Source organism: Pseudoduganella dura (assembly GCF_009727155.1).
Classification (GTDB): domain Bacteria; phylum Pseudomonadota; class Gammaproteobacteria; order Burkholderiales; family Burkholderiaceae_D; genus Rugamonas; species Rugamonas dura.
This window is the reverse complement of sequence record NZ_WNWM01000002.1, coordinates 6,449,449-6,462,012: the sequence shown is the minus strand read 5'-3', so window position 1 is coordinate 6,462,012 and position 12,564 is coordinate 6,449,449. Positions and strand designations below refer to the sequence as shown.

Below are 12,564 nucleotides of genomic sequence, written 5' to 3'. Positions count from 1 at the left end.
CGGGGACGCTGCTGCGTTCGAATGTCGCGGTTGGTCCGAGAGCGATGGCAGAATGTTCCGTTCATCGGATTCAACCTGGACCCGATGAACGCTGCGCAACATGTGGCGCGATACCGCCATCAGGACAGGCTACGCTCGGGCTCCGCGGCCGGGGACGCGGAAATAACGTCCTCATCTCTCGATGCCGTGCCGCATTTCTCATCGGCCGGCCGGCCGGCTGCGAGCTCGACATAGCAGTTGGCGATTTCGGCTGCAACGCGCTGCCATGTGTACTGTTCGACCAGCCCCCGCACCGCGTCGCGTGCCGGCGGCCTGTCGATGAAATCGCGGATCGCCGCGCGCTGAGCGGTGGCGTCATGCCAGCGCGCCTTGCGCAGCGCGAACGCGCTTTCCTGCAGGTCGAGCGCATTCTCATCCGTCATAACCACCGGGGTTCCCGCCGCCAGGGATTCAAGCACCGCCAGGGGGAACACTTCACCATGGCTCGGCAGCGCCACGACCGATGCCGCGCTGTATGCGCTGGCAAGGAGCGGATCGCCATGATCCAGCGCACCCAGCCACCGCACCCACGGCGAGCGCAGCACCGTATCGAGGTAGACCTGGTCCTGCCGGGCCACGCGCCCGATCAGCACAACCGGGAGGTTCATGTCGGCGAGAGCCTGCACAAGGCCGAGCTGGTTCTTGTACGGGTTGATCGAGCCGACCATCAGCACGAACGGCCCGGTGATACCGGTACTTTGTCGAAACAGCTCAGGTCGTGCCGTGAAGAATTGCTGGTTTATGCCGTTCGGGAATACGCGGATTTTTGCCGGATTCACGAGAAAGCCCGAGATGATCGCTGCGCGTTCCGCTTCGCCGAGAGCAATGACGAGCTTGGCCAGCTGCAACGCGCGCTTTGTCTGCGCATAACTGGTCTGCACATGCCAGCCCGTCAGCCTGCCGGTCAGGCGGTCCGCCACGCGGGCCCGGAAACCGGATGCCCGGTCCCAGCCTGGCGAAAGCAGCGGCGACAGCACGACGGGGACACCCATCTCGCTGGCAGCCTCCACCAGCCGGAAATTGCCGTTGATGGCAGAAAAAACATGAATCAGGTCGAATGCATCGAGGCGCTCACGGTTCGGATCGACGAGTTGTGCCTGCAGCGGATGCGATGTGTCGGCACCAAGCCGGTTCAAGGCTGCAATGGTTTCACGCACCTGGACTTGCAGACCGCCGTCACGCTGGAACAGCATCGGGTATGACAATATGCCTACGCGCATGTATACCACTCCTTTTCAGACTGCATCACGACGCCGGACCTTGCGCCACACCAGTTCCAGTTCTTCGGCAAGCGGATGCTGGAACACCATCACGCCCGCGAACCACAGAGGTATGGCACACACGGATGCCACCACCAGTTGCGCCAGGCCGGATTGCATCATTACCAGCGCACCGGCCGGTGCCAGCGCCGTCAGCGCGGTCAGTGCGGCGCTCCGGCTTACGGCGCGAAGGAGCCCCCTGGCATCGATCGCCGCAAGCCTAGACAGGTAACGCCACGTCAGCCAGCAACGGAACAGCGCACCACCCACCACTGCCATAGCGACCCATTGGAGCCCGACCAGGGCTGCGGGTAACAACAGCAGGACCCGGAACATGACGGTAAATGTGTCGAGCCGGGCCTGCTCGCGTACCTGCCCTGTTGCGATGAACAAATACCGAGCCATGATGAACATGCTATACAGCGCGGACGAGCAACACATGATCCTGATCAACGGCGCGGCAGCGTCCCATTGCTCGCCATACACAAAGTTGACGACGGGCAGTGCCAATGTGCCCAGCAGTGCGAAGAACGGCCAGGCGACGGCGGTCATGCAGCTGACCGTCAACAGGTAACTGGCACGGAGGTCGCGTCCGTCGCGGGCCTGTCCGGCAAACATGGGCAGGATGACCGGCGACACGGCGCTGGTAACGGCCTGGCTGAACAGGTTCAGCAAGGCCTGCGCCTTTCCGAACGTCGCGACCGCTTCGGCATCGAGCAGTTTGCCGATGATCAGGTCGGGGGCGGCAACGCCGGCTTCGTCGACGATATTGCCGCCGGTGGCGTAGAACCCGAAGCTGAGCACTGCGCGCGCGCCGCGCAGGCGCGGCAGCCACGGCAACTCGGCCGGGCGTAATGGCAGGCTGACCAGCAGCGCCGCGACGGCCGCGGCGACGGTGCCCCAGGCGAGGCTGAGGCAGCCGTAGCCCTGCGCGGCCAGCCAGATGGTGCTGACCAGCTGGACGATGCTGTGTGTCGTGTTGATCGTGTAAATCGCCGACACCCGCAGCTGCCGGCGCAGATAGGACAGGGTCAGCGCGGTGAACGGCACCAGCAGGAAGTTAATGGCAAGCAGGCGCATGACATCCCGCAGGCGCGGCTGATCGTAGAAGTCAGCCATCACGCCGCTGAGCAACGCGACCAGCACCGCGAGCGTCCATGCGGAAGCCACCGCCACGCCGAGCGCGGCGCGCAACTGCTCGGGCGTCAGCGACTTCAAGGCGACAACATATTGGCCGACACCGAAATCGCGCAATACCTGCGCCAGCCCGACCAGCACGGCCCCGACCGAGAAGATGCCGATCTCGGCGGGCGGCAGCATCCGCGCGATGACCATCGTGCCGGCGACACCGATCAGCAGCAGGGTATAGCGTTCGCCAAAAGACACGAGCAGCGAGCGTCGCGCAGAGACCATGCTAGAGCAGCCCGTCATAGAATTCGTGCACCAGCGCCTGGACTTTTATCGTACTGAAACGGCGGACCGCATCCGCCCTGCCTTCTTCGCCCATGCGCGCACGCCGGTCCGGATCGGCAAGCAGGCCGGCGACCGTCCGCGATACCGCAGCAGCGTCGTCGAGCGGCACGAGCACGCCGCCGGCGCAGCCGGAAAGGACATCGGTATTGCCCGGCACGGCGCTGGCCACAGCCGGGACGCCGCATGCCAGTGCCTCGATGGTGGCAATGCCGAAGCCTTCCCGCCGGCTGAGAAGCAGGTGGATGTCCAGGGCCGGCATGATCTCCTCGACGCGTTCCTGGTAACCGGTAAAGATCACGAACCGCTCCACGCCGAGCGTCACGGCCAGTCTGCGCACTTCCTCTTCCAGGGGACCGGTGCCGGCCAGCACCAGGTACAGTGCCGGAAAATCGGCGCGCAGGTCGTGTAGCAGCGCCACCAGCGCCTCCGGACGTTTTTGCGGCGACAGACGCGCAACGGCGCCAATCACCAGTGCACCGGCCGGTATTCCCCACTGCTGGCGGGCCGCTGCGCGCAGCGCGGCGGACGGACGGAAACGCGTGGTGTCGACACAGTTCGGGATCACGGCAAGGCGGATATCCTGCCGCAGGTACGGCCGGTACAGGACTAGGAAGTGCTGCAACGCCGACTCCGTGGCACCGTAGATGCCGCGCACCGCCGCGAACGCTTCACGCAGCAGCGGGTGGTGCCAGCGCCCGAACTCGCACGGCGGAAACGTATTATGGACGCTGATGACCGCCGGCAGCCCGCAGCGGCCTGCAAGCCACAATGCGGTGGCGCCGTAGGTATTCCAGCAGAACGCCACGTGTACCAGGTCCGCCCGGAACCGGCGCAACGCGCGCACGCTCCCGAACAGCGCGCGGATCTTGTTCAGGCGCCGCCAGCGCCATTGCTCGAGCACCGGCGGGGGGGCGAAGCGCATCACCGGCAGGCGCCGTTCACGCAGGTCGTCCGCCCAGGCGCGGCTGCGTGGAAACGGCCGGATCCCCAGCACGCCGTCGAAGCCATCCGCCCGCAGGAACTGTGCTTCCTGGGCCATGCGCAACTCCATGCCCCCCAGTTCGCCCGAATAGCTGGTAATGAGGACCCGGCCCCGGCTCGGCGGCGGCGCGCCGCGCCACGCTTCGTGCACATAGCCGCGCAGGTAGGCGAGCTCCCACCGGCGAAGGAAGGAACCGTCGGCATCGCGGCGCATCCATGCCGCCGCGAGGCCCAGCAACTCCGCCGCATAACGGCTGAACATCCATCGCGGTACGCCGAACCATTCGGCAAACCGGCCCGGGCATTCCTGGCGAAACTTGCCGCGGCCGAAGCGGCGGGCCCGCTCGAGCACCCACGCGCGCGTCATCTGGTTCGGGCGAATGTAATGCGCCACGCGTGCGCCGCGGCAGAACCACGCGCGGTGTCCCGCGTCGCCGAGCCGGCGCGTCAGCTGCGTCTCGCTGCCCATCGCATAGGCGCCGGCGGCAGGGCCGATCGATTCATCGAAGCGCAGGCCGTTCTCGAACAGGCGGCGCCGGATGGCCATGTTGGCGCCCCACACGAGGCCGGGGAAAACCGGGCCTTCCGGTGTCTCCGGCGGCGTGATGCCGAAGGTCAGGCCGAGCGGCACCAGCCGTTCGATCCACGCCGGTACCGGCACCGCCCAGTCGGCCGTGATGGCGCCGGCGAAAATGTCGAAGTCCGGCTGTGCCCCGGCGGCTTCCGCCAGCCGCTGCAGCCAGTCGGGCTCCGGCGTTGCATCGTCGTCGGTAAAGACGAACAGGCCATCGGGGTCGCGGCCGTCGAGGGCCAGCGCAAGGGCCGCGTTCAGCGCCACATTCTTGCCGCGCCGGGGCTCGCATAGATACCGCAACGGCAAGCGGTCCGCATACTGCTCGATCAGCGCGGGCGTGCCGTCGCTGCTGCCATTGTCCGCAATCACGATGCGCCAGCCGGCGGGCGGCGCGGCCAGCCGGCAGTACGCTTCCAGAACCTTGGGCAGCGTGGCGACGCCGTTGAAGGTTGCCATGAGAATGGTCAACAAGGGTGTTCCTCCTCCGACGTATGATGGACTGCCGGGCTGAACCAGTGTACTGGCGGGCCTTTTAACTTCGTTGAGCGCCGTCAAGAAGGAAGCCATGCGCGACATCTTCGTTACCCTCCTGGTTCTTGGTGGCCTTCCCTTTGCCCTGCAACGCCCCGTTATCGGCGGCCTGATGTGGGTCTGGATCAGCGTCATGAATCCGCATACGCAGGGCTGGGGCTTCGCCACCACCTTCCCGTTCGCCCAACTGATCGCCGGCGTCACCCTGCTCAGCCTGCTCAAGTCACGCGAAAAGAACACCCTGCCGATGACGCCGATCACCGTCACATTGATCATGTTCGTCATCTGGATGAACATCACGACGCTGTTCGCACTGATTCCCAACGCGGCATGGGGGCAATGGAACAAGGTAATGAAGATCATGCTGATGACTTTCGTGGTGATGATGGTGATCAAAAAACGCGAACATGTCCGCCAGCTGATCTGGGTGCTGGTGATCTCGCTGGGCTACTACGGTGTCAAGGGCGGCATTTTCACGGCCCGCAGCGGCGGCAACCAGCGTGTCTGGGGGCCGCTCGGCACCTTCATCGGCGACAACAACGCGCTGGCGCTGGCCCTGATCATGACGATCCCGCTGATGTACTACCTGATGCAGGAGCTGCCGAAGCGGTGGATGCGCCATCTGATGCTGCTCTCGATGGGGCTGTGCGCGCTTGCCGCGCTGGGCAGCTATTCGCGCGGCGGCGTCCTGGCCATCGTCGCGATGCTGGCCTTCATGTGGAAGAAGAGCCGGCACAAGATGGCCGGCGCCGCCTTGCTGGTGATGCTGGTTCCGCTCGCGCTGCTGTTCATGCCCGAGCAGTGGAGCGCCCGGATGGACACGATCGCCGAGTACCAGTCCGACGGTTCGGCGATGGGGCGCATCAATGCATGGCACATGGCGTTCAACCTTGCCTGCGACCGTTTCTTCGGCGGCGGCTTCTCGCTGTACGAGCCGGTGACGTTCGCGATGTATGCGCCCGATCCGTCGGGCGTGCATGCCGCCCACAGCATCTACTTCCAGGTGTTGGGCGAACACGGCTTCGTCGGCCTCGCCCTGTACCTGACTCTTGGCTTGCTGACGTGGCGGTACGCGGCCTGGATCGTCCGGCACAGCCGGGGCCGCGCGGACCTGCAGTGGGCCACCTCGCTGGCCGCGATGATCCAGGCAAGCCTGATCGGCTTCGCCGTCGGCGGCGCGTTCCTCAGCCTGCTGTATTGGGATGTACCGTACTACCTGATGGTCGCCATCATGGTCACCCGCACGGTGGTGCAGCAACAGCTCGGCATGGTGCCGGCGCCTGTGTCGCGCCTGCGCCATCCTCGTGCGCCAGTCGGTCACAACGTTGCGCCGCCACAAGGGAGAGGCACCGGGCCGGAGGTTAAATGAAGCGATGAACAATCGCTTCCTCAAATCCATCACGGAACTGGGCTGGTTCAATGCCCTGATGTACGGCGTGGCGCGCTCGTTGCGGCAAACCCCGTTGCGCCTGTATCGCTACTACTTCGTCGCGCAGCGCGTGGCGGCCAATCCGGCCCGTGCCGGGTGGGGGCGCGCGATCCGGATCCGTCCGCTGTCGGTGCTGGGCGACGTGCCGTGGGGTTATCCCCGGCCGCGCGATGTGCTGGCGGCACGCTTCCGCCAGGGCGGCCACAGCCTCGCTGCCTGGCGCGGCAACGAACTGGCGGGTTTCCTGTGGTACCAGTTCGGCGCCTATCGCGAAGACGAAGTGCGCGTACGGTACTGTCTCGCCTCCCCTCACTCGGCGTGGGACTACGACGTTTTCGTGCAGCCGCACCTGCGCCTCGGCCCCACTTTTTCCAGGCTGTGGGAGGAAGCCCACCTCCGGCTGCATGCCCGCGGCGTACGCTGGACGTGCAGCCGGATCTCCGCCTTCAACCCCGATTCGCTGCGCTCCCACGCACGGCTCGGAACCGTGCGGCTCGGCAGTGCAACCTTCCTGGCGATCGGGCGCTGGCAGTGCATGCTTGCCACCCAGGCGCCGTACGTTCATTTTTCGTTCAGTGCGGAGTCGGTTCCGCAACTGCGTTTCAACACCGATGCGCTGGAACACGCGCCAAGGCGGGAGTCCCTATGCCATCCAGGCCAACCCTGATTGTCGCGCTCGTACTGTGGCAAGCCGCAGCCCACGCCGCGACCGATTGCCCTGCCTTCAACAACACGATCAGCGGAGGCGATTACACCAACGCCGGCGATCGGCAAAAGCTCGATGTCGTCGAGCGCTTCCATTTCACCCCCCAGGTGGAGCGGCTCGAACGTGGCCAGTCCGGGTATCTTCGCGACGACATCGCGTACACCCTCGAGCACTTCGCCAACCACCATCGCGCGCTCACATCGCTGGCGCGGCTGACGCTGCGCGAAAAGTCGTCGCGGCCGAAAGGGGCGAAATACTCAACCGAATGCTATTTCGACCGTGCCATCCGGTTCCGGCCGGACGATGCGCGCGTTCGCGCGATCTTCGGCGCCTATTTGCTGGCACTTGGCCAGGAAGAAGCCGCGCTGGCGCAGCTGGAGGAAGCGGCCAGGCTGGAACCCGGCAATGCCACGAACCAGTACAACCTCGGCCTGGTCCATCTGCGCCGGAAAAATTTCGACAAGGCGCGCGAGGCGGCGAAGCTGGCCTACGAACTGGGCATCCCGATGCCGGGCCTGAAGAACAAGCTGGAAGCTGCCGGCCAGTGGAAGGATTGAAGCCGCTGCCGGCCCTCGCGGGCCGGCAGCTTACTTGATGCCGTGGTGGGCCATCAGGTCGTAGAGCGTTGGCCGGCTGACGCCGAGCATTTCCGCTGCCTTCGCGATGTTTCCGCCGGAGCGTGCAAGTGCCTTCACCATGACCTTGTATTCGGCGGCATCGCGCGCCGTGCGCAGATCGATGGTCTCGTCGGCCGCGGCGGTTTCCGGCAAGCCCAGGTCGGCCGCGGTAATCTGGGTTCCTTCCGCCATGATCACCGCGCGCTTGATGCAGTTCTCCATTTCTCGCACGTTTCCCGGCCAGCCGTAGGCTTCGATGGCCAGCAGCGCATCGGGACTGAAGTGCATCGTGGCCCGGCCCTCGCTGGCGCAGAAGCGGCTCTTGAAGTGCTGTGCCAGCAGCACGGCATCGCCCACGCGATCGCGCAGCGAAGGAATGACGAGCACGATTTCGCTGAGCCGGTAGAACAGGTCTTCGCGGAACGTGCCGTCGTTGACCAGCCCTTTCAGGTTGCGGTGGGTGGCGCAAACGATGCGGACGTCGACGGGAATCTCGCTGCGCCCGCCCACGCGCTCGATCACGCGTTCCTGCAGGAAGCGCAGCAACTTGGCCTGCAATGCCATCGCCATGTCGCCGATCTCGTCGAGGAAGAACGTGCCGCCCTGGGCCAGCTCGATCTTGCCCGGCGTCTGCTTGACCGCGCCCGTGAAAGCGCCCTTTTCATAGCCGAACAACTCGCTTTCCAGCAGGTGTTCCGGAATTGCCGCGCAGTTGATGGCGACGAATCGCTTGTCATGCCGCGCCGACATCCGGTGCAGGCCGCGCGCGATCAGTTCCTTGCCGCTGCCGGAAGCCCCCAGCAACAGTACCGTCGCCGACGACGGCGCCACCTTCTCCACGCTGCGGCATACCTTCAGCATGCCCGGATCGCGGCTGATGATGCCCGCCAGCGGGGAGTCGGTCTCGATCTGCAGCATGCGGCGGTTGTCCTGCTGGACGCCGTACAGGAAGAATGCCCGCTCGATCACCAGCCGCAGCAGATCGGCGTCGAGCGGTTTCTGGTGGAAATCGTAGGCACCCATCGCGATGGCTTTCAACACATTGGCGCGATCCCGGTTGCCCGACAGCACCACGATCTTCGTATCCGGTGCGATGGCCAGGATCTGCTGAAGCAGCGCCAACCCTTCGCTGGCGCCATCGGCGTCGGGTGGCAGGCCGAGGTCCATCGTCACGACCGTCGGCTGGTGACGGCGCAGCAGCGTCAACGCCATTTCACGGTCGCCGGCGGCGAGCACGTCATACTCGTCGAGGCTCCAGCGCAGCTGTCTCTGCAGCCCCGTATCATCTTCCACCACCAGTAGCTTCCGCTTTGGCATTTCCATCTCCCTTGTCACCATGTCAGGCCGTCGCCGGCACTCTTTCCAGCGCCGCCTGCAGCGGCAGCATGATGCGGAACGTGCTGCCGCCGCCAGGCCGGCTGTCCGCGTCGAGCCGGCCGCCCAGTTCGCGGAGGTATTCGCGGCTTTCATAAACGCCGATTCCCATGCCCGCCGCCTTCGTTGTCTCAAAGGGACGGAACAGCCGTTCGCGCATGAACGCCTCGGTCATGCCGCTGCCCGTGTCGCGCACTTCGATGACGGCGCACTCGTCCTGCCGGCGCAGGGTCACGGCGATGCTGCCGTCCGGCGGCGTGGCCTCGACCGCGTTTTGCAGCAGATGCGCAACCGTGCGTTCCAGCCGATGCCCATCTACCAAGGCAAGCAGCGTCTCGTCGGCGATCTCGAGAACCGGGCGCGGCTGCGCTGCTTCGTAGCCGCGGATCGCCCGGCGCAACACCTCCGCCAGCACATGCGGCGCGCTGTGGGTGGCGTGATCGCCACGGGACAGGCGCTGCAGCATGGCCGTCATCTTGTGGACGGAATGTGCGAGCGTGGCCAGCATGTCCTCCTGGAATTCGGGGTTGGCCTTGTGCCGCTGGGCGTTCGCCAGCAGCAACGAGTGCTGCGAGAGGAGGTTCTTCAGGTCATGGACGACGAACGTGGTCATCCGGTTGAACGATTCGAACTGGCGGGCGACGGCCAGCCGCTCCGCCAGTTCGCCGTGGGCCAGGCAGCTGGCAGCCTGGCTGCCCGCCAGCCGCAGCAGATCGAACACTTCCCAGTTCAGCGCGACCGGCGTGCGCGGCCCTGTCAATGCGACAAAGCCGAACAGTTGTCCGTGCAGCATCAGCGGCACGACCAGCCACAAGCCGGGAATGCCGTGCAGCCAGGCCGGCAACGGTCCCTCGGCGTGCCGCGGCGTGTGCGACGCCTCGACGATCCACTGGCGCTCCTGCAGCAGCCGGCAGAAGGCGCTGCCATCCGGTTCCGTCGCGATCTGGACCGGTACGTTCCAGATCGCCGCGGGTTCGAAGGCCCCGTCGCGCCGGAGCCACAGTGCGCCGGCCGGACTTTCGACCAGCGCCGCGACGGCCTGGATCGCGCGCTCGCCGGGCGTGGGACCGCCCTCGGACAGCGCCTGGGTAAAGCGGCGCCATTCATCGCGGTAATCGAAGTGCGCCTGGTAGAAATGCTTGCTGATGAAGACCCGCAGCCGCGCCCGCGCGGCACCGGAGAACAGCACGCCCGCCAGCAGCAAACCGGCCCCGCAAAGGCAGATCAGCTGCATCACGGGGCCCCATGCGCCACCGACGCTGCGCAGATACCAGCCGCCGGCCGCCATCGCCAGCAGGTAGACGGCGCAGCCGACCAGGCCCGCCGAGCGCAGCACGATCTTGCGCGACAGGGCCAATCCCAGCTTCCAGCCCGGGTTGCGCCCCGCGGTGATCGCCAGCAGGGGCACGCACAGCGCGTCCACCAGCCCGCGCGCCGCCCAGATATCGGGCTGCACGCGGCGGAACAGCAAGGCGTCGCTGTACAGGTAGAAATCGTAGACGAACAGCGTGCCGAGTGCCAGGCACGCGAACTTGATGCCCCACCGTTCGCCCGGCGGGGTGCCGCGATACAGCTGTTCGACCAGCAGGATTCCCACCACCGCCAGCAGCAGGCTTGACGCGATCATGCCGATCAGGGCGGGGTCGGCGGACCGCTGCGGTGCAACGTCGGCCAGCACGATCGCCACCGGCGCCAGTTCGCCCGTGGCCAGCTGGGTCGTGCCCAGCAGCGCCACCACCGCCAGCAGGCGCTTCGCCGGCAGCAGCCCGGAAGACGCCAGCAGCAACAGCAGGAAGACGAGCCACGCAGTGGTGCGCAGGGTTTCCAGTACACGCGCCACCTGGGCCATGTCGAGCCCGAACACCGTGTAATTGTGCAGCGCGGTAACTGCCGACCAGGTGGCGGTGAGCAGGCAGGCGGCCAGCAGCAGCCGATGCTGGCCGTGCGCACGACGGCCCAGCAGCAGCAACAGGGAAAACGCGGCAAACGCCGCGGCACCGATGCCATGGCTGGCCGAAGCCACCAGTGCCTCCCCAGCCATCACCGGGCGCCTTTGCCCGACAGGACGACCTGCACCGTATCGATCAGGATCAGCAGGTCCAGGAAAAGGCTGTTGTTTTTTACGTAGTACAGGTCGTACTGCAGCTTGCGCACCGCGTCTTCGACCGACGCACCGTACTGGTATCGCACCTGCGCAAGGCCGGTGATGCCGGGCTTGATGCTGTGACGCACATCGTAATAGGCGATGTCGCGCTCCAGCTGCTCGACGAAATAGGCCCTCTCGGGGCGTGGGCCGACGAAGCTCATCTCGCCGCGAAACACGTTGAACATCTGCGGCAACTCGTCGATGCGCAGCTTGCGCAGCCAGTGTCCCACGCGTGTCACGCGCGGATCGGCGGCACTGGCCCAGCGGGGTTTGCCGTCGCTCTCCGCATCCATTCCCATGCTGCGAAATTTCAATACCTGGAACACGCGGCCGTTCTTGCCGACCCGATCCTGCCGGAAAATCACCGGCCCGCCGTCCTCGACCACGATGCACAGCGCCGCCAGCAGCATCACCGGCAGCGTCGCGGCGCAGATCGCGGCACTCGCAACCAGGTCGAACGAGCGCTTGACGAAAGCGCGCAGGAAACTCTGGTCGAACCCCCCGCCATGAATCAGATAGCTCGGTTGCAGCGAATCGACGCGGATCTGGCTGGCCTCGCGTTCGAAGAATGCCGCGGCATCCGTCACGCGCACGCCGCCGAGCGCGCAATCGAGCAGTTCGCGCACCGGATAGGCGCCATTGCGCCGATCGGTCACGGAGATCACCAGTTCGTTCGCGCCATGCCGCCGCGCCAGCGTCAGCAGGGATTCGCCGGGCTTCAGGACCTTGGCGGCAGGTACGCACCGCTCCTCGTTGGGCATCGCGATGCAGCCGACCACATCGAAGCGGCGCGGCCCGCCGCGCGTGGCGGCCAGCTCGAGGCATTCGCGGGCCAGCGCGCCCGCGCCGATCAGGATCAGGCGCTCCACGAGGATGTCGGATTGCGCCGATGTAAAGAGCAGCACGCGCGTCATCAGCACGCAGGCGCCGCCCAGCACGAACGCAAGCCCCGTCGCGCGACCGAGATCGATCGCCGGCGTGACCTCCATCAACGCCGACAGCAGCACGAAGCCCACCGCGAACGCGGGCGGTATGCGCATCAGAGCACCGCGCAGATCTTCGCGGAACAGCTGCTGGTACAGGCCGAGCGTGCTCATGGCGAACACGTTGACGAGCGCGAACAGCATGCCTGTCAGGTAGGCATCCGAACTGCCGCGGGGCGTGCCGCTCCAGAGCAGTGCCGTCGCGCTGGCGGCGGCATGCAGGATCAGCATTTCGAACAGCAGCAGAATGAAACCGGTGCGCGAAACATAGTGGTTGAAAATCCGGATCACGGTCAAAGCTCCCCCGCCCGTCCGGTGGGCGCAACCGCCATCACGCTATGGATGGCTCAGCCATGATGCCGTACCTCAGCCATGCCGGCGTTGAGACGGCGCAAAACAGCCCCGGGCATGACGCAAGTTTGCAAATGGTCTATAGTCTTGAGTCTTTACCG

Annotated in this window: 9 protein-coding genes; 3 read left to right on the top strand and 6 right to left on the bottom strand. The window is 65.9% G+C overall.

All coding sequences use genetic code 11. From position 1 onward, the window contains the following. Positions 1 to 119: 119 nt before the first annotated feature. The 3 genes from GJV26_RS27905 to GJV26_RS27895 are packed head-to-tail and all read right to left on the bottom strand — an operon-like array spanning position 120 to position 4,797. A complete protein-coding gene (locus tag GJV26_RS27905) occupies positions 120 to 1,259 on the bottom strand; it encodes a glycosyltransferase (protein ID WP_155711831.1) in 1,140 nt (379 codons plus the stop codon). Between the two features lie 15 nt (positions 1,260 to 1,274). Beyond that, the gene (locus GJV26_RS27900; protein ID WP_155711830.1) at positions 1,275 to 2,711 is read right to left on the bottom strand and encodes an oligosaccharide flippase family protein; all 1,437 of its coding nucleotides are present in this window, start codon (positions 2,709 to 2,711) and stop codon (positions 1,275 to 1,277) included. A gap of 1 nt (position 2,712) precedes the next feature. Then, complete coding sequence (locus GJV26_RS27895; protein ID WP_229419475.1) at positions 2,713 to 4,797, bottom strand: glycosyltransferase; 2,085 nt, start codon at positions 4,795 to 4,797, stop codon at positions 2,713 to 2,715. 94 nt (positions 4,798 to 4,891) lie between these two features. On the opposite strand from GJV26_RS27895, the gene GJV26_RS27890 reads away from it, so the two are divergent. The 3 genes from GJV26_RS27890 to GJV26_RS27880 are packed head-to-tail and all read left to right on the top strand — an operon-like array spanning position 4,892 to position 7,549. Continuing rightward, a complete protein-coding gene (locus tag GJV26_RS27890) occupies positions 4,892 to 6,226 on the top strand; it encodes a putative O-glycosylation ligase, exosortase A system-associated (RefSeq protein ID WP_155711829.1) in 1,335 nt (444 codons plus the stop codon). Between the two features lie 4 nt (positions 6,227 to 6,230). Beyond that, entirely contained in the window at positions 6,231 to 6,953 is a 723-nt protein-coding gene (locus GJV26_RS27885) for a GNAT family N-acetyltransferase (protein ID WP_155711828.1), read from the top strand. Further along, positions 6,932 to 7,549: an ABC transporter permease gene (locus GJV26_RS27880; protein ID WP_155711827.1), complete on the top strand. Its 618-nt coding sequence runs from the start codon at positions 6,932 to 6,934 to the stop codon at positions 7,547 to 7,549. The genes GJV26_RS27885 and GJV26_RS27880 overlap by 22 nt, the downstream gene beginning before the upstream one ends. A gap of 30 nt (positions 7,550 to 7,579) precedes the next feature. On the opposite strand, the gene prsR is transcribed toward GJV26_RS27880, so the two are convergent. The 3 genes from prsR to GJV26_RS27865 are packed head-to-tail and all read right to left on the bottom strand — an operon-like array spanning position 7,580 to position 12,403. Continuing rightward, positions 7,580 to 8,932: a PEP-CTERM-box response regulator transcription factor gene (prsR, locus tag GJV26_RS27875; protein ID WP_155711826.1), complete on the bottom strand. Its 1,353-nt coding sequence runs from the start codon at positions 8,930 to 8,932 to the stop codon at positions 7,580 to 7,582. A gap of 16 nt (positions 8,933 to 8,948) precedes the next feature. Then, positions 8,949 to 11,024 (bottom strand): XrtA/PEP-CTERM system histidine kinase PrsK, encoded by a 2,076-nt coding sequence (prsK, locus tag GJV26_RS27870; protein WP_155711825.1) that lies wholly within the window; start codon positions 11,022 to 11,024, stop codon positions 8,949 to 8,951. Beyond that, positions 11,024 to 12,403 (bottom strand): TIGR03013 family XrtA/PEP-CTERM system glycosyltransferase, encoded by a 1,380-nt coding sequence (locus GJV26_RS27865; protein ID WP_189442040.1) that lies wholly within the window; start codon positions 12,401 to 12,403, stop codon positions 11,024 to 11,026. The genes prsK and GJV26_RS27865 overlap by 1 nt, the downstream gene beginning before the upstream one ends. Positions 12,404 to 12,564 lie beyond the last annotated feature (161 nt).